The sequence below is a fragment of the Phytobacter diazotrophicus genome, from assembly GCF_052061655.1.
GTDB classification, from domain to species: domain Bacteria; phylum Pseudomonadota; class Gammaproteobacteria; order Enterobacterales; family Enterobacteriaceae; genus Phytobacter; species Phytobacter diazotrophicus.
Genome location: NZ_CM125428.1, coordinates 5,540,785 through 5,557,018, shown reverse-complemented (window position 1 = coordinate 5,557,018; position 16,234 = coordinate 5,540,785). Strand labels below are relative to the sequence as shown.

Here is a 16,234-nt window from a genome sequence, read left to right as displayed (position 1 = left end):
GAGAAACCGGCCTTTTCAGGCCGGTTTTTTAATGGCCGATACCGAAAACCTCATCAACCTTCGCACACTGCGCTGGCGTGAGTTCGCCGCCAAAATTGCGGGACGTTGCGCCGCAATAGCCAAATTTCCGTGCCACCACGGTTTTGATAGTGGTAACGAAATCCTCGCCAATTGTGTAAATCGACATGAATTTTCCTGTCTCGCGCTGGGTTTCATGTAGCGTAGCCAAATCGTTTTGCTTCCACGCATCCCGGGCCCTGACAAACAGTTCCGGCATTACGTTATTGAGGCCAGAGATAACCCCCGCGCCGCCTGCGAGAAGATTGGGGATGAAGTATTCGTCATACCCCGACAGCACGGCGAAATCATCACGGATTTTCTCGGTTGCCAGAATGATGTTGCGCGTATGCGACTGGCAATCGACCGTGTCTTTTATGCCAGCGAAGTGTGGGAATTCCGCTGCCAGGGTAGCGACGATTTCCGGCGTCAGATCGCAGCCGGTCCTGGCCGGGAAATTATAGGCAAACCATTTGCCGCTCAGCCGTTGCCCCAGGTGGCGGAAGTAGCTCAGCAATTGTGCAGACGTTTGCCCATAGTAATAAGGGGGCAGCACCATAACGGCATCGTAGCCCGTGCGGAAGGCTTCATCCGCCATCCACTCCACATCATTCAGGCACGTTGAGGAAACGTTAGCGACCAGGGTGCCGGGAGTCATACCGCGTACTTCGCGGATAAGCATGAGTCGTTCATCAAGGGTGAAAGAGGCAAATTCGCCGATACTGCCCATCAGCAACACCACGTCAATTCTGGCGTCGGTCAGGCGTGAAATATGCTGTCCCAATCCGTTCAGGTCGATTTTACCGGCAGGTGTCATGGGCGTAATGGACGGGCACCAGACACCATAAAATTCATTTTTCTTCTTCACGTCACTGTCTCCTTGAATATGAAATTGCGTTTCACTTCTTTTAATTCATAGCACGTTCATATAAAACGCAGGCGTATCGGTGTCGCATTTCTGCACGATTTATTGCTAAAAAGTGTGGTCTAATACGCCGATGATGGGTGAGCCCGGGAGAGAGGAAATGCAGCATCCGGTGAATATTTTTACAGGAAAAATAAAGGATTATAAGGACAGCAGACCCAGCGCAATTGCCAAGTTGCAGGTGGAAGGCGAGTTGATGTTAACGGAGCTGGGGTTAGTCGGTGATGAGCAGGCGGAGACGTCCTACCACGGCGGCCCGGACCGGGCGCTTTGTCATTATCCCCGCGAACACTACGCTCACTGGAAAACGATGTTCCCCGAACAGGCGGCGCTTTTCTTCGCCCCGGCGTTTGGCGAGAACCTCTCGACCGAAGGGCTGACGGAAAGAAATGTTTTTATCGGTGATATTTTTCGTTGGGGAAAAGCGCTCATTCAGGTGACGCAGCCGCGCTCGCCCTGTTTCAAACTTAACTTTCACTTCTCCATCAGCGACATGTCTTCGCAGATGCAGGCGAGTGGGCGTGTTGGCTGGCTTTATCGGGTTATTACAGGCGGTAAAGTGAGCGCCGATGCGCCGCTGGAGCTGGTATCACGTAACAGCGATGTGAGCGTTCTGGATGCCGCTGCAATCGCCTGGCATATGCCGTTTGATGATGAGCAATATCGGCGGTTGATGTCTGCCGCCGGGCTTTCGGCCAGTTGGACAAGAACGATGCAAAATCGGCGAAGTAGCGGGAAAATTGAAGATAACGCCCGGCGTTTGCGGGGTAAATAGCCGTTTCCCCCCGCCCGGCAAGGCGAGGGGAAATGCTCAGGCACGTTTATACAGCGGGATCCATAACGTCAGGCGTAAACCGCCGAGTGGGCTGTCGTCGGCTTTCACCCAACCGCGATGCTGCTGCATAGCGGTTTCAACAATTGCCAGCCCTAAACCTGTCCCGCCGGATGCGCGATCGCGCGCTTCATCGGTACGGTAGAACGGGCGGAAGATCTGCTCGCGGTCTTCCGGGCTGACGCCCGGACCGTCATCGTCCACGTTAATGGTGATACCGTCTTTATCGACCGAGAAACTCACTTCAATTTTGGTGTGCGAATAACGCAGGGCGTTACGGACGATATTTTCCAGCGCGCTTTCCAGTGCGTTTGGGTTGCCGTACAGCGGCCACGGGCCAGGCGGGAAATTCACCGTCAGGGATTTACCCATCTGTTCCGCTTCGAACGCGGCGTTATCGAGCACCTCATTCCACAACTGATTGGCTTTGACCGTTTCACTGACCAGCGCGTTTTTCTGTTGATTACGCGACATGACCAACAGGTCGTTGATCATACTGTCCAGCCGCTGTGCTTCCGTTTCGATACGCTCCAGCTCTTTGCTCTCGCCGCTGCGACGACGCAACAGCGCGGTGCCGAGCTGTAGCCGCGTTAACGGTGTCCGTAGCTCGTGGGAAATATCGGACAGGAGCCGTTGCTGGGCGGTCATCATGCGCTCCAGCGCCATGACCATCTGGTTAAAACTGGTGCCCGCAGCGAGGAATTCTTGCGGCCCGGCTTCCAGCTCAGGATGCTGTCGCAAGTTGCCCTGTGCCACTTCATCTGCCGCGTTTTTCAGCTTACGCGCGGGTTTTGCCAGGCTCCACGCCAGCCACAGCAGCAGCGGCGAGCTGATAAGCATTGTGACAATCAGCAACAGGAGAGGGCGGTCAAACAGCAGGTTGATAAAGTCAGACTGAGAACTACTGGCAGGTCGAATAAGATAGAGCTGGTAATTGTCCTCACCATCGCGAACGGAAAAAGGCCCTACCAGCTCTACCCGACCATATTTTTTCTTTTGCGGGTGATCTGAGTTATCCGCCTGACCAATAAAGTTGCGGATAATCTGCATTTCATTGCGTTCGGCGCCAATCACTCGCCCTTCGCTGGTCACCAGCAACAAACGTTGCCCCGGAGGGGCCCATTTGTCGATTGCGCGAAACAGCCTGCGCCACCACATCAAATCGTTGGGTGGATCATTGGCCAGTTCCGCTTCAACGTGCTGTTCAATCATCACGCCCTGACGTTGTTCGCTATCAAGCAACTCCGTCATCTGGCGGGAATCAAGTTTTGGAACCATCAAGACCAGCATCAGCACCAGTGCCAGCGTTAACCAGAAAATGGCGAAGATGCGGGCGGTCAAACTTCCTATCATGAAGCGGATACCATCAAGTAGCCCCGGCCTCGTAAGGTTTTAAACCACGGATGACCATCTTTGCGGTCCGGTAACTTACGGCGCAGGTTAGAGATGTGCATATCAATCGCGCGGTCAAACGGCGTTAAGCGTTTACCCAGCACTTCCTGGCTTAAATGTTCACGGGAAACCACCTGGCCCAAATGCTGTGCCAGCAGATAGAGCAGGGTGAATTCGGTACCGGTCAGCTCCAGCGATTGACCATCGAAACTGGCCTCCTGGCGACCTGGGTTGAGGCTCAGGCCGTCGACTTCCAGCGTCGGCGAACCGTTGTCCGTATTCTGTTGCTGTTCGCTCCAGTGGGAACGGCGCAAAATCGCACGGATACGCGCAACCAGTTCGCGGTCGTTAAACGGTTTTGGCAGATAGTCGTCCGCGCCCAGCTCAAGGCCGAGTACGCGATCCAGTTCGCTGCCGCGTGCAGTCAACATAATGACGGGAGTCTGGTGTGTCTGGCGTAGCTCTTTAAGGGTATCAATGCCGTTTTTCTTCGGCATCATGACGTCGAGCAAAAGCAAATCGATGCTGTCATCAAGGAGGTTGAGCGCCTGTTCCCCGTCGTGGGCAACCAGCACGTTAAAACCTTCCATGTCGAGCAGCTCTTTTAACAGGGATGTAAGCTCTCGGTCATCATCTACTAAAAGAATTTTATTCATTGTTTAAATACCTCCGAGGCAGAAATTACGTCATCAAGGCTCGCTAATCCATGACTTTACGTTGTTTTACACCCCCTGACGCATGTTTGCAGCCTGAATCGTAGACTCATTATCGTTGATTCGCGACATAGAAAGTTCTTGGGAGCAAATGATGCGCAAAGTTACCGCTGCCGTCATGGCCTCAACACTGGCGCTAAGTGCTTTTAGCCAGGCTGCTGAAGTCGTAACAGGCGATAACTGGCACCCGACTGAGGGATTCGCGCAGCGTTCCAGTCAGAGCCATATGTTCGACGGCATACATTTAACCGAACATCAGCGTCAACAGATGCGAGATCTGATGCAGCAGGCAAGGCACGACAAGCCCCCTGTTAATGTTAGCGAAATGGAGACAATGCATCGCCTTGTCACCGCAGAAAATTTTGATGAAAACGCTGTGCGCGTTCAGGCCGAGAAAATGGCGCAGGAGCAGATAAGTCGCCAGGTTGAAATGGCGAAAGTCCGCAACCAGATGTATCACCTGCTCACTCCTGATCAGCAAGCGGTTTTAAACCAGAAACATCAGCAACGGATGATTCAACTGCGTGAAATGACGCAAATGCAGCAAAGTTCACCGTTGAGAGTATTGAGTAGTAGCACCCAGCGTTCCCAGTAGTCAGTAGTAATGAACCCTGTTTTCCTTGCCATAGACACCATCCCTGTCTTCCCCCTCATGATGAGGGGGTTTTTTTTGCTCCGAATTCAGCCACCTGATTTTCCTCCGATTGAGTTGCCTTTCGTTATACTACGCACAGAACAGCGTAGGAGCATTTATGATTGAATCTTATGGACGCCTGATCAGTCGCGCAGCTATCGCTGCGACGATCATGGCGTCGTCATTATTGGTCATTAAAATTTTTGCATGGTGGTACACCGGGTCGGTTAGTATCCTGGCCGCACTGGTGGACTCGCTGGTGGATATTGCCGCATCGCTGACCAATTTGCTGGTGGTGCGTTACTCGCTGCAGCCTGCGGACGACGAGCATACTTTTGGACACGGGAAAGCAGAATCGCTGGCGGCGCTGGCACAAAGCATGTTTATTTCAGGTTCAGCATTATTCCTGTTTTTAACCGGTATTCAGCATCTGGCGAACCCTGAACCGATGCGTGCGCCCGGTATTGGCGTTGTGGTGACGGTGATCGCGTTGGTCTGTACTGTGATACTCGTCACTTTTCAGCGTTGGGTTGTGCGAAAAACTCAAAGCCAGGCGGTGCGGGCAGATATGCTTCATTATCAGTCTGATGTTATGATGAACGGTGCAATTCTCATCGCTCTGGGGCTGTCATGGTACGGCTGGCATCGGGCGGATGCCCTCTTCGCACTGGGGATTGGCGGATATATTTTGTACAGCGCGCTGCATATGGGTTATGACGCGGTTCAGTCTTTACTGGATCGGGCATTACCCGATGCCGAACGGCAGGAAATTTTCGATATTGTCACTTCCTGGCCAGGCGTAAGCGGCGCGCACGATCTTCGCACGCGGCAGTCAGGGCCGACCCGCTTTATTCAAATACATTTGGAAATGGACGATAACCTTCCACTGGTTCAGGCGCATATTGTGGCTGAACATGTAGAGCAGGCCATTCTCCAGCGTTTTCCGGGATCGGATGTGATTATTCATCAGGATCCCTGCTCAGTAGTACCTCAAGGACGATAAGCGAATTAAGGCTGTCGTATTTCGTTGTAAAAGAAGTGAGTCAGACCCGATTTTTGTGTATAAATTACCGCCATATGGTCTGACCTGAATCAATTCAGCAAGCGGCAGTTGATATAATATTGCAGCATAGATGTTTACTCCCTCGCGGAGTTTTTTGGCCAACAGAACATTATTTTTGCATTCCTAAGTTCAGAGGTAGTCATGATTAAGAAAATCGGTGTGTTGACAAGTGGCGGTGATGCGCCGGGCATGAACGCAGCAATTCGTGGCGTGGTCCGTGCAGCATTGACTGAAGGTCTGGAAGTAGCGGGTATTTACGATGGTTATCTCGGCCTGTACGAAGACCGCATGATTCAACTCGACCGCTATAGCGTGTCTGACATGATTAACCGTGGCGGTACATTCCTTGGTTCTGCCCGTTTCCCGGAATTCCGTGAAGAACATGTCCGCGCCGTGGCTATTGAGAACATGAAAAAGCGCGGCATTGATGCGCTGGTCGTTATCGGCGGTGACGGTTCCTATATGGGGGCGAAACGTCTGACAGAAATGGGCTTTCCATGCATCGGCCTGCCAGGCACTATCGACAACGATGTTGCCGGTACTGACTACACCATCGGTTACTTCACCGCGCTACATACCGTGGTAGAAGCCATTGACCGTCTGCGTGACACCTCTTCTTCTCACCAGCGTATTTCTATCGTTGAAGTGATGGGCCGCTACTGTGGCGACCTGACACTGGCGGCGGCTATTGCAGGTGGTTGCGAATTTATCGTTCTGCCGGAAGTTGAATTCAGCCGTGAAGATCTGGTCGCTGAAATCAAAGCGGGCATCGCGAAAGGTAAAAAACACGCGATCGTGGCTATCACCGAGCACATCTGTGATATCGATGAACTGGCAAAATACATCGAAGCCGAAACGCAGCGCGAAACCCGTGCGACCGTTCTGGGTCATATTCAACGCGGCGGTTCCCCGGTTCCTTATGACCGTATTCTCGCTTCCCGCATGGGCGCATACGCAATTGAACTGCTGCTGCAGGGCCACGGTGGCCGTTGTGTCGGTATCCAGAACGAGAAGATGGTTCATCATGACATCATCGACGCTATTGAGAACATGAAGCGTCCGTTCAAAGGCGACTGGCTGGACTGCGCTAAGAAACTGTACTGATTACCTTAAACGCCCTCCCCTGAGAGGGCGTTTCTTTGCCTTCTGTTATTTCCTAAAGTTATAGCCAATCTTTTTTTATTCTTTAATCATTGGTCTGCTTTCTGGCAGGCTGAGCACATCAAAATAGATAACCTGAGAGAGTGGGCGATGAATAAATGGGGCGTGGGGTTAACTTTGCTGCTGGCATCCGGCAGCGTTCTGGCAAAGGATATTCAGTTATTAAACGTTTCGTACGATCCAACACGTGAATTGTACGAGCAATACAACAAAGCGTTCAGCGCCCACTGGAAACAGGAAACGGGCGATAACGTCACGATTCGTCAGTCACACGGCGGTTCAGGCAAACAGGCAACCTCGGTTATCAACGGTCTTGATGCCGATGTCGTGACCCTGGCGCTGGCGTATGATGTCGATGCGATTGCCGAGCGTGGCAGCATCGACAAAAACTGGATCAAACGCCTGCCAGATAACTCCGCACCTTACACCTCCACCATCGTTTTCCTGGTGCGTAAAGGCAACCCAAAACAGATTCATGACTGGAATGATTTAATCAAACCGGGCGTGTCGGTCATTACCCCGAACCCGAAAAGCTCTGGCGGCGCACGCTGGAACTACCTGGCTGCGTGGGGTTATGCCCTGCATCAGAACGGTGGCGATCAGGCTAAAGCGCAGGAGTTCGTGAAAGCGCTGTATAAAAACGTCGAAGTGCTGGACTCCGGTGCGCGCGGCGCGACCAATACCTTCGTAGAACGTGGTATCGGCGATGTGCTGATTGCCTGGGAAAACGAAGCGCTGCTGGCATCGAACGAGCTGGGTAAAGATAAGTTTGAAATCGTGACGCCAAGTGAATCCATTCTTGCAGAGCCAACCGTGTCTGTTGTCGATAAAGTTGTCGAGAAGAAAGGCACGCAGAAAGTGGCAGAAGCTTACCTGAAATATCTTTACTCCCCGGAAGGGCAGGAGATAGCGGCGAAGAACTTCTACCGTCCGCGTGACAAAGACGTGGCGGCAAAATACGCAAACGAATTCCCGAAACTGAAATTGTTCACCATTGACGATGTCTTTGGCGGCTGGACGAAAGCGCAGAAAGAGCACTTCTCTAACGGCGGCAAGTTCGACGAAATCAGCAAACGCTAACCTTAATCCTCCAGCGGCCCTTAACAGGGCCGTTTTCGTTTTATCCCAACCGATCTCTGCGCTATGCTTCCTGTTCCTCCCTGTAAGGAGAGATCGATGAAAACAGTGCGCCTGTTTGGCATAGCGTTGTTGATTGCGGTGGCTGCGGCCGTGGTGGGTAGCGAATACTGGTGGAACAGCAGTAAACGGGACGTATTGCGTCATATCGTGCTTGAGCAATGTGTGCCGAATCAGCGGAACAACCATCTACCCGCGCCCTGTGCGCAGGTCAATCTCGACAGTGGTTACGTGTTGCTTAAAGACCGCAACGGACCATTACAGTATCTGCTGATGCCAACGTACCGTATCAACGGTATTGAAAGCCCGCTGTTATTAAAATCCCACACACCCAATTTTCTCTGGCAGGCCTGGCAATCGCGCGGCGTGCTGGGTAAAACGCGGGGAGCACCACTCCCGGATAATGCTCTGTCGCTGACAATTAACTCTCGCGTCGGACGTACCCAGAACCATTTCCATATCCACATTTCTTGCCTGCGCGAAGATGTGCGTGTGAAGCTTGATCAGCAAGCCTCGCGTATCAGTAGTCAGTGGCTGGCCTTTCCGGGCGGCATTCTTGGGCATCCTTATCTGGCGCGCCGCGTAACGGAAGCTGAACTGGTACAGCGAAGCCCGTTCTTAATGCTGGCGGAAGAGGTGCCGACAGCGCGTGAACATATGGGGCGCTACGGCATGGCGATGGTACAGCAGGCTGATGGCTCCTTTGTGCTGCTGGCGACGGAGCGTAATCTGCTCGCCTTTAACCGTGGTTCCGCCGAGGAAATTCAGGATCATCAATGTAATATCCTGAAATAGCCCCACCAGTTTTGGCGTTTACCAGGCAAGCCTGTCGCCGTAGACTTGCCGATAAATTCTACAGGAGACAGGTATGTCGCTCTGGTTTACTCACCCTCTGTTTCTGCCTTCCATTATTATTGGCCTCACTATTGTGCTGTGGGCTACCTCGCTGCTACCGGAATTCATCACGGCGCTGCTGTTTTTTGCCGCCGCGATGGTGGCGAAGATTGCGCCGCCGGATGTCATTTTCGGCGGTTTTGCCTCCTCCGCTTTCTGGCTGGTATTTAGCGGTTTTGTCCTGGGGGTCGCCATTCGTAAAACGGGGCTGGCCGATCGGGCCGCGCGGGCGCTGTCGGCCAGGCTAACCGATTCGTGGTTGCAAATGGTCGCAAGCGTTGTATTGCTGAGCTATGCGCTGGCGTTTGTTATGCCGTCGAACATGGGACGTATTGCTCTGCTGATGCCAATTGTGGCGGCGATGGCGGCGCGTGCGGGCATCAACGAAGGGACGCGCTCCTGGTATGGCCTTGCGCTGGCGGTGGGGTTTGGCACCTTCCAGTTGTCGGCGACGATTTTACCCGCCAATGTGCCCAATCTGGTGATGAGCGGGGCGGCGGAAGGATCCTACGGTATTCATCTCAACTATCTGCCGTATCTGCTGCTGCATACGCCGGTGCTGGGCATTCTGAAAGGCCTCATCCTGATTGGTCTTATCTGCTGGCTTTTCCCCGGGCAGCCGCATGCGCCAAAAGACCTTACGCCGCCGGAACCCATGAGCCGGGAGGAGAAGCGCCTTGCCTGGCTGCTGGCGGTGGTCTTAACGATGTGGGTCACGGAGAGCTGGCACGGCATTGGCCCGGCCTGGACGGGGCTGGCTGCCGCCTGTATTACTCTGCTGCCGCGCGTTGGGTTTATTAATGGTGATGAGTTTTCCAGCGGGGTAAATATCCGCACCTGTATTTATGTTGCCGGGATCCTTGGGCTGGCCATTACGGTCACGCAAACGGGGATTGGGGCGGCGGTAGGGAATGCGCTGCTGCACATCATGCCGCTGGATCCGGCGCATCCTTTTACCAGCTTCCTGGCGCTCACCGGCACCACGACCGCGCTCAACTTCATTATGACGGCTAATGGTGTACCTGCGCTTTTCACCACGCTGGCGCAGAGTTTTTCTGATGCAACGGGCTTCCCGCTACTGTCGGTGATTATGATTCAGGTGCTGGGCTATTCCACACCACTGCTGCCGTATCAGGCGTCACCGATCGTAGTGGCCATGGCATTAGGCAAAGTGCCGGCACGGGCGGGGATGTTGTTGTGTATTGCCCTGGCGGTGGCAACGTATCTGGTGCTGCTGCCGCTGGATTATGCGTGGTTTAGTGTACTGGGGAAATTGTAGTTCTGGCGCGATCTGCCCCTCACACCGGCCTTTGTGGGGGGCTACCAAGTCTGTACAAAGACGAGGTGAATTACGGCAGTGCGTTTATGATTTTGTGTAATACCGTTCTTAGCCAGTTCAGCGGCATATCGTTATCACAACATTTATGCCACAGCAGCGAGAGGGCAATTTCCGGCGTCTCAACCGGAACGGGGCTACAGCGTAAACCGTAATGGGAAATCCAGTCGGCAGCCAGCCCGGAGGGGACGGTCGCTAAAGCGGGTATGCGTTTTAGCAGCGGCGGCAAAGAAGAAAAATGCGGCGTAACGTAGCGCACCCTTCGTGATTTCCCCAGCAATGCTAACTGTTCGTCGACGGCGCTCCATGCCGCACCGCGATAGGAAACCAGTACGTGGTCATGCTCCACGTAATCACTTACCGTCAGCGGTGCTTCCAGCGAAAGCTGATCGGGGTGCCAGAACGTACAAAAATTGAGTGAACGGAGATGTTCACGCCTCAAGGTGGCGGCGGTGCTCTGACCAACCGAAATCGCCAGGTCTATCTCCCTTTGGATCACTTGCTCACCATCCCGGAACGGATCGCTGGCCGTCACCTGCAAGGTGATTCCCGGCGCTTCGCGTGTCATGTATGCCTGTAATTCCGGCATCAGCCAGCGCTCCACCCAGTCGCTCATCCCCAGACGAAACACATGGCTTGCCTTCGCTGGGGTAAATGACGGTGGTTGAAAAAGAACATACTGCATCTGTTCCATCAGGGGGCCGAGTGAGGCAATAAGCGCTTCGGCACGCGGCGTCGGTACCATGCCTCCTGCGGTACGCACAAACAGGGGATCGTCGAACATGTCACGCAACCTGGCCAGCGCATTACTGACCGCCGGTTGCCCCAGATGCAGTTTTTCAGCGGTACGTGACACGCTGCCTTCCCGCTGCAGGACTAACAGTACCGTCAACAAATTCAGATCGATACGATGAAAATCATTTTCTCTGATAGTGAACATTATATTAATCAATTTGAGTGATACTGGTTTGCTGAGGATACTGCTGAGCACGGTTAAATGACACTGTGATGAGGCAATTTTATGAAAATGATACTGGCGCTGGTGGCGACACTTCTCTTTTCCAGCCAGCTTCTGGCCGCCGGGCAGACGAGTGCGCTGGATCAACAGGCTCCCGGTTACTATCGCATGAAACTGGGCAAGCTGCGGGTTACCGCCGTATCCGACGGCACGGTGACGGTCCCCCTGAATAAACTACTGACGAACATCTCACCGGAAAAATTACGCCAGGCGATGGCGGGCGAAGCAATGACGCCGCAAGCAGAGACCTCGATTAACGCCTATGTCATCGACAATGGCAAAAAACGTATTTTAGTGGATACCGGCGCCGGTGAGCTGTTCGGTAGTCAGGGCGGGCATCTGCTGGAGAACCTTGCCGCAGCAGGGTATCCGGCTGAATCCATTGATGATGTATTGCTGACCCATATTCATGCCGATCACTCTGGCGGTGTGTCACGTGCTGGCAAACCCGCCTTTCCGAATGCCGACGTGTATGTGGACAAACGCGATGTCGACTTCTGGCTTAACCCGTCAAACGTCAATAAGGTGGAGCCAGGTGAAGCGCACACTTTTGCTGAAAGTGAAAAGACGCTTCGTCCGGTTATCAATGCCGGGCGGCTAAAAACATTCCAGGCGCCTGCAACTCTCGTGGAGGGGATCAGTGCGGAATCTACCGCGGGTCATACGCCGGGAAGCGTACTGTATCGTGTGGAAAGTGAAGGTCAGACACTGGTTTTATGGGGCGATATTATCCACGCCAAAGCGGTACAAATGCCCGATCCGCACGTGGCAATACACTTTGACGTCAACCGCCAGCAGGCCATTAAAACGCGGGAGCGTGTGCTCAAACAGGCTGCGGAGCAGGGGTATTGGGTCGCCGCCGCACATATTTCTTTTCCGGGGTTTGGCCATGTAAAGCGCGAGGGGAACGGATATCGCTGGGTGGAAAGTAATTATACGACCCAGTTAGGACAATAACCTGCATTTATTCTGGATGCCCGCATCGATAAAGCCGGGGCGGTAACAGGTTATAGAGTGTATCTCTCCCCTTGTGGGGAGAGATAACGTGAACACTCCCTGCCTTAACAGGAAGTGAGTGCTCACAGGGGCAAGCGAATTACGCTTTTGCTGCTTCTGCCGCTTTAACGATCACCGCGAAAGCGTCAGCTTTCAGGGATGCACCGCCAACCAGCGCGCCGTCGATATCCGGCTGGGTGAACAGCTCAGCAGCGTTAGCCACATTAACGGAACCGCCGTACTGAATGATAACCTGCTCAGCCACTTTCGCGTCTGCTTTAGCAATGTGGTCACGGATGAATTTGTGAACCGCCTGAGCCTGAGCCGGCGTCGCGGATTTGCCGGTGCCGATTGCCCATACTGGTTCGTAAGCGATGACCGCGCCTTCGAATGCCGCTGCGCCCTGAGTTTTCAGAACTGCGTCGATCTGACGTGCACACACTTCTTCGGTTTTGCCCGCTTCGTTTTCTGCTTCGGTTTCACCGATGCACAGAACCGGAATCAGACCTTGTTCTTTCAGAACGGCGAATTTTTTAGCAATGAGTTCGTCAGATTCTGCGTGGTAAGTACGACGCTCGGAGTGGCCGATAATGATGTACTGCGCGCCGATATCTTTGAGCATTTCAGCGGAGGTTTCGCCGGTGAATGCGCCAGACAGGTTAACGTCGACGTTCTGAGCGCCCAGAATGATGTGGCTGCCTGCAGCGGCTTGCTTAGCCAGATCCAGGTACATAGCCGGCGGAGCGATAGCAACGCCACAACCTGTCACGCCAGCCAGCTCTTTACGCAGGTTAGCTACCAGTTCGTTTACCATGTGGCGGCTGCCGTTCAGTTTCCAGTTACCCATCACTAAAGGATGTCGCATTTGAATTCTCCACGCTATAAGAGCGAATTTAAGTAAGATGTCTGCCCGTCAGGGCAGTTTGGTCTGTGAAACAGTATAGAGATTCGTCATGGGAAAGGCTTTGCTTTTTGTCATTTATTGTCGCCTTCCAGGCTTTCAGATAGCGCCAGCTTAATCGGTTCAACAGCGAAGGTCAGCCCCTTTTCGCCGTCATCTGCTACAACATAACGGATAGCCCCTTCCGTTTCGGCATGCCAGAGCTTGTTTTTGCCGTTGTTCAGTAATTTTTGCAGCTTTTGCAGACTTTGCGCTTTGGTCAGCGTCGGTGAAAACGCGCGAATCAGCGCCGCCATATACTCCTGGGCTTTCGCTTTGGCCGCCTTTTGCTCTGGCCCCCGGACCGGTAGCCAGGTCATCTGCATGGATTTAATTTTCAGCGTACCGCGTTCCAGCGCGGTGGAGGCATACAGGTTGTCGTTAATTTTGGTTGCGGCGCGGGTCAGGCGCTCAGTATCACCACGCGAATCGACAGCGCGAAATTCATTGAGCTGCAGGTCGGGATTATCTTCGTTGAATTTTTCCCTGAACTGGCTGATGGATTGTTCGAAGGTGGGAGCACCCGGCAGCAGATACGGGGCCGCCGCCGCAGGTGGCGTATCCTCTGCGATGGCATAGTGATTGATGAAGAGCACCGTAAACAGGAGCCACCAGGTTTTCATTAACATCGTCCTCACTTCTCTTTGCTCACGATTAAAACGATAACAGTCTGGCTTGTCAAAAACTCACGCGACCAGGGTAAACTACGCAGCACTACAATTAAAGGAACCTTACATGGGTATTCAGCAGTGGTTGTTCTCATTTAAAGGCCGCATTGGTCGTCGTGATTTCTGGATCTGGACCGTTATCTGGGTGCTGGCGATGGCGGCGTTGTTTTACGCGGTCAGTTTTGAACTCCTGGCCAGCCAAAATGCCGCGTTTATGCTGGTTTGCCTGCTCTGGCCAACCGCGTGTGTGATTGTGAAACGACTGCATGACCGCAATAAGTCTGGCAGTTGGTCGTTATTATTTATTCTTGCCTGGATGCTGCTGGCAGGGCACTGGGAGATACTGGGCGGTACATGGCAATGGGTTGTTGGCCGCTTCGTGCCGGTGCTGATTATGGTGACAATGCTCATCGACCTGGGCGCGTTTATTGGCACCCAGGGCGAGAATAAATTCGGCAAAGATACGCTTGAAGTACAGTTCCGCTGATCACCAGTAGTGTTCGGCGGTAATGTGGCCCGGGCGGCGGCGCAGGTGTTTCGCCATCTGCCGGGTCTCTTTCAGTAACTGCTGGGTGTCGCGCACCATCTGCGGGTTGCCGCAGAGCATGACGTGGCTGGTGTCGCTGTTCATCGGCAATCCCACCGCCGCTTCCAGTGCGCCGTTCTCAATCAGCGCAGGGACACGTCCTGTGAGCGATCCGGGCACGGTTTCCCGGCTAACCACCGTTTGAATCCGCAATTTGCCTTCATAGCGTTTCTGCAGTTCGAGCATCAGCGGCAGATAGCTTAAATCCGCGGCATAACGCACCGCATGCACCAGCACCAGATTTTTGAAGCGATCCAGGTCCTTACCTTCCTGCAGGATAGACAAATAAGGCCCAATCGCGGTCCCGGTCGCCAGCATCCACAGCGTGTCACAGTCCGGCACCTCTTCAAGAACAAAGAAGCCTGCCGCCTCGCTGACGATCAATACCACATCGTCGGGCTGTAACGCAGCCAGGCGCGGGCTGAGTTTGCCCTCAGGGACGGTGACCAGATAAAATTCCAGGTCGGGGCTGCCTGGGGCGTTGACGTAGGAATAGGCACGCTGTACCCGTTCGCCATCGATTTCGAGGCCCAGTTTGGCAAATTGCCCGGCAGTGAAGGGATGAACGGGGGCATGAACGGTCAGGCTGAACAACGCGTCGGTCCAGAACTCGACTTTAACGACTTTTCCTGTAACCCAGTCGGCCATGATTTTCTCCTGTTCAGAATCATTGCCTTATCTTCGTCGTGAATGGGGAGGATTTCCAGCCCGGATGCGCCGGAAAGCTCTCCCTGATAAATAATCTTACAGAATGTGCGTCTGCACGTCCGGGTCTTTGCGATCCAGGTAGTGAATGGACTGGATACGGCGAATGGTGCGCGATTTCCCGCGGATCAGCAGGGTTTCGGTGGTGGCGATGTTGCCTTTACGGCTAATGCCTTCCAGCAGGTCGCCTTTGGTAATTCCGGTTGCGGAGAAAATCACGTTGTCGCTGCGTGCCATTTCATCCAGACGCAGTACTTTATCGGCCTCGATGCCCATTGCCTGGCAGCGTGCCAGCTCAATTTCCCCGATACGACGGTTCTCTTCGTTGTCGCCTTTCACGTGATGACGTGCCAGCAAGCGGCCATTCATATCGCCATCCAGCGCGCGGATGACGGCGGCTGAGACGACACCTTCCGGCGCACCGCCAATACCGTAGAGAACATCGACTTCACTGTCCGGCATACAGGTCAGAATGGAAGCCGCAACGTCGCCATCCGGAATAGCGAAAACGCGGACACCAAGCTTCTGCATTTCAGCGATGGTGGCGTCGTGGCGAGGTTTGGCCAGAATCGTTACCGTCAGCTCACTGAGCGGTTTACCGAGCGCATGAGCAACATTACGCAGGTTATCGGCAAGTGGCAGGTTCAGGTCGATAGTGCCTTTCGCGCCGGGGCCGACAATCAGTTTTTCCATGTACATATCCGGCGCATTGAGGAAGCAGCCTTGATCACCCACAGCCAGTACTGCCAAAGCGTTGGCCTGGCCCATGGCGGTCATACGGGTGCCTTCAATCGGGTCAACGGCGATATCCACCGCGTCGCCTTTACCGGTACCGACTTTTTCACCGATATAGAGCATTGGGGCTTCGTCGATTTCCCCTTCGCCAATCACAATGGTCCCGGCGATATTGACCTGGTTAAGCATGATGCGCATAGCGTGAACGGCAGCACCGTCGGCGGTATTTTTGTCGCCGCGACCCAGCCACTTATAGCCAGCCAGCGCCGCTGCTTCGGTCACGCGGGAAAATTCAATGGCAAGTTCTCGTCTCATAGCAAACTCGTGAAGTGAAAGAAATTGCGCGAAGTTTAACACACAGAGCAGGTCCGGGCGCGGTCTGGTCCCCTCGCCCTGGCACTCTCTCTAAAGGAAAGAGGGGCGAGCCAGCGTGACTTTTGGA

At 53.8% G+C, this 16,234-nt stretch carries 17 protein-coding genes; 9 read left to right on the top strand and 8 right to left on the bottom strand.

Going from position 1 to position 16,234, the window contains the following annotated elements; genetic code table 11:
• Positions 1-28 precede the first annotated feature (28 nt).
• The gene (locus tag ACS0RQ_RS26850) at positions 29-874 is read right to left on the bottom strand and encodes a dihydrodipicolinate synthase family protein (protein ID WP_499079339.1); all 846 of its coding nucleotides are present in this window, start codon (positions 872-874) and stop codon (positions 29-31) included.
• Between the two features lie 208 nt (positions 875-1,082).
• On the opposite strand from ACS0RQ_RS26850, the gene yiiM reads away from it, so the two are divergent.
• The gene (gene yiiM, locus ACS0RQ_RS26845; protein ID WP_271850472.1) at positions 1,083-1,757 is read left to right on the top strand and encodes a 6-hydroxyaminopurine reductase; all 675 of its coding nucleotides are present in this window, start codon (positions 1,083-1,085) and stop codon (positions 1,755-1,757) included.
• A 36-nt stretch (positions 1,758-1,793) separates the two neighbouring features.
• On the opposite strand, the gene cpxA is transcribed toward yiiM, so the two are convergent.
• Together cpxA and cpxR are read right to left on the bottom strand one after the other, a co-directional pair.
• Positions 1,794-3,167, bottom strand: coding sequence for an envelope stress sensor histidine kinase CpxA (cpxA, locus tag ACS0RQ_RS26840; RefSeq protein WP_039077317.1), 1,374 nt, complete (start codon positions 3,165-3,167; stop codon positions 1,794-1,796).
• Positions 3,164-3,862, bottom strand: coding sequence for an envelope stress response regulator transcription factor CpxR (gene cpxR, locus ACS0RQ_RS26835; RefSeq protein WP_039077316.1), 699 nt, complete (start codon positions 3,860-3,862; stop codon positions 3,164-3,166). Before cpxR ends, cpxA begins: the two co-directional genes overlap by 4 nt.
• 151 nt (positions 3,863-4,013) lie before the next feature.
• Between cpxR and cpxP the strand changes: the two genes are divergently transcribed.
• From cpxP to ACS0RQ_RS26805, 6 genes are all read left to right on the top strand, one after another.
• Complete coding sequence (gene cpxP, locus ACS0RQ_RS26830; protein WP_039077384.1) at positions 4,014-4,514, top strand: cell-envelope stress modulator CpxP; 501 nt, start codon at positions 4,014-4,016, stop codon at positions 4,512-4,514.
• A 157-nt stretch (positions 4,515-4,671) separates the two neighbouring features.
• Entirely contained in the window at positions 4,672-5,556 is an 885-nt protein-coding gene (gene fieF / locus ACS0RQ_RS26825) for a CDF family cation-efflux transporter FieF (RefSeq protein ID WP_271850471.1), read from the top strand.
• Positions 5,557-5,757: 201 nt separating this feature from the next.
• Entirely contained in the window at positions 5,758-6,720 is a 963-nt protein-coding gene (pfkA, locus tag ACS0RQ_RS26820) for a 6-phosphofructokinase (RefSeq protein ID WP_039077314.1), read from the top strand.
• Positions 6,721-6,867: 147 nt separating this feature from the next.
• The gene (locus ACS0RQ_RS26815; protein ID WP_271850470.1) at positions 6,868-7,857 is read left to right on the top strand and encodes a sulfate ABC transporter substrate-binding protein; all 990 of its coding nucleotides are present in this window, start codon (positions 6,868-6,870) and stop codon (positions 7,855-7,857) included.
• Between the two features lie 96 nt (positions 7,858-7,953).
• Entirely contained in the window at positions 7,954-8,709 is a 756-nt protein-coding gene (cdh, locus tag ACS0RQ_RS26810; protein ID WP_271850469.1) for a CDP-diacylglycerol diphosphatase, read from the top strand.
• Between the two features lie 73 nt (positions 8,710-8,782).
• Positions 8,783-10,087, top strand: a complete 1,305-nt coding sequence (locus tag ACS0RQ_RS26805; protein WP_079498453.1) for an SLC13 family permease — start codon at positions 8,783-8,785, stop codon at positions 10,085-10,087.
• A gap of 70 nt (positions 10,088-10,157) precedes the next feature.
• On the opposite strand, the gene ACS0RQ_RS26800 is transcribed toward ACS0RQ_RS26805, so the two are convergent.
• Entirely contained in the window at positions 10,158-11,084 is a 927-nt protein-coding gene (locus tag ACS0RQ_RS26800) for a LysR family transcriptional regulator (RefSeq protein WP_271850468.1), read from the bottom strand.
• An 81-nt stretch (positions 11,085-11,165) separates the two neighbouring features.
• Here ACS0RQ_RS26800 and ACS0RQ_RS26795 point away from each other — a divergent pair, with 81 nt between their 5' ends.
• Complete coding sequence (locus ACS0RQ_RS26795) at positions 11,166-12,119, top strand: MBL fold metallo-hydrolase (protein ID WP_271850467.1); 954 nt, start codon at positions 11,166-11,168, stop codon at positions 12,117-12,119.
• A 139-nt stretch (positions 12,120-12,258) separates the two neighbouring features.
• Here ACS0RQ_RS26795 and tpiA read toward each other — a convergent pair whose 3' ends face one another.
• On the bottom strand, positions 12,259-13,023 hold the full coding sequence (gene tpiA / locus ACS0RQ_RS26790) for a triose-phosphate isomerase (protein WP_334633643.1): 765 nt from the start codon (positions 13,021-13,023) through the stop codon (positions 12,259-12,261).
• 110 nt (positions 13,024-13,133) lie between these two features.
• Positions 13,134-13,721 carry a DUF1454 family protein gene (locus ACS0RQ_RS26785; RefSeq protein WP_334633641.1) on the bottom strand — a complete coding sequence of 196 codons (588 nt, stop codon included), beginning with the start codon at positions 13,719-13,721 and terminating at the stop codon, positions 13,134-13,136.
• Positions 13,722-13,833: 112 nt separating this feature from the next.
• Between ACS0RQ_RS26785 and ACS0RQ_RS26780 the strand changes: the two genes are divergently transcribed.
• Complete coding sequence (locus tag ACS0RQ_RS26780) at positions 13,834-14,253, top strand: DUF805 domain-containing protein (protein WP_039077306.1); 420 nt, start codon at positions 13,834-13,836, stop codon at positions 14,251-14,253.
• Here ACS0RQ_RS26780 and fpr read toward each other — a convergent pair whose 3' ends face one another.
• Positions 14,254-15,000 (bottom strand): ferredoxin--NADP(+) reductase, encoded by a 747-nt coding sequence (fpr, locus tag ACS0RQ_RS26775; protein WP_271850465.1) that lies wholly within the window; start codon positions 14,998-15,000, stop codon positions 14,254-14,256.
• A gap of 96 nt (positions 15,001-15,096) precedes the next feature.
• Positions 15,097-16,107: a class II fructose-bisphosphatase gene (gene glpX / locus ACS0RQ_RS26770; protein ID WP_271850464.1), complete on the bottom strand. Its 1,011-nt coding sequence runs from the start codon at positions 16,105-16,107 to the stop codon at positions 15,097-15,099.
• Positions 16,108-16,234 lie beyond the last annotated feature (127 nt).

What these genes read in the sequence shown, in the direction of transcription:
- ACS0RQ_RS26850 (WP_499079339.1), bottom strand. Translation starts at nt 874, where the DNA reads ATGACACCTGCCGGTAAAATCGACCTGAACGGATTGGGACAGCATATT.
- yiiM (WP_271850472.1), top strand. Translation starts at nt 1,083, where the DNA reads ATGCAGCATCCGGTGAATATTTTTACAGGAAAAATAAAGGATTATAAG.
- cpxA (WP_039077317.1), bottom strand. Translation starts at nt 3,167, where the DNA reads ATGATAGGAAGTTTGACCGCCCGCATCTTCGCCATTTTCTGGTTAACG.
- cpxR (WP_039077316.1), bottom strand. Translation starts at nt 3,862, where the DNA reads ATGAATAAAATTCTTTTAGTAGATGATGACCGAGAGCTTACATCCCTG.
- cpxP (WP_039077384.1), top strand. Translation starts at nt 4,014, where the DNA reads ATGCGCAAAGTTACCGCTGCCGTCATGGCCTCAACACTGGCGCTAAGT.
- fieF (WP_271850471.1), top strand. Translation starts at nt 4,672, where the DNA reads ATGATTGAATCTTATGGACGCCTGATCAGTCGCGCAGCTATCGCTGCG.
- pfkA (WP_039077314.1), top strand. Translation starts at nt 5,758, where the DNA reads ATGATTAAGAAAATCGGTGTGTTGACAAGTGGCGGTGATGCGCCGGGC.
- ACS0RQ_RS26815 (WP_271850470.1), top strand. Translation starts at nt 6,868, where the DNA reads ATGAATAAATGGGGCGTGGGGTTAACTTTGCTGCTGGCATCCGGCAGC.
- cdh (WP_271850469.1), top strand. Translation starts at nt 7,954, where the DNA reads ATGAAAACAGTGCGCCTGTTTGGCATAGCGTTGTTGATTGCGGTGGCT.
- ACS0RQ_RS26805 (WP_079498453.1), top strand. Translation starts at nt 8,783, where the DNA reads ATGTCGCTCTGGTTTACTCACCCTCTGTTTCTGCCTTCCATTATTATT.
- ACS0RQ_RS26800 (WP_271850468.1), bottom strand. Translation starts at nt 11,084, where the DNA reads ATGTTCACTATCAGAGAAAATGATTTTCATCGTATCGATCTGAATTTG.
- ACS0RQ_RS26795 (WP_271850467.1), top strand. Translation starts at nt 11,166, where the DNA reads ATGAAAATGATACTGGCGCTGGTGGCGACACTTCTCTTTTCCAGCCAG.
- tpiA (WP_334633643.1), bottom strand. Translation starts at nt 13,023, where the DNA reads ATGCGACATCCTTTAGTGATGGGTAACTGGAAACTGAACGGCAGCCGC.
- ACS0RQ_RS26785 (WP_334633641.1), bottom strand. Translation starts at nt 13,721, where the DNA reads ATGAAAACCTGGTGGCTCCTGTTTACGGTGCTCTTCATCAATCACTAT.
- ACS0RQ_RS26780 (WP_039077306.1), top strand. Translation starts at nt 13,834, where the DNA reads ATGGGTATTCAGCAGTGGTTGTTCTCATTTAAAGGCCGCATTGGTCGT.
- fpr (WP_271850465.1), bottom strand. Translation starts at nt 15,000, where the DNA reads ATGGCCGACTGGGTTACAGGAAAAGTCGTTAAAGTCGAGTTCTGGACC.
- glpX (WP_271850464.1), bottom strand. Translation starts at nt 16,107, where the DNA reads ATGAGACGAGAACTTGCCATTGAATTTTCCCGCGTGACCGAAGCAGCG.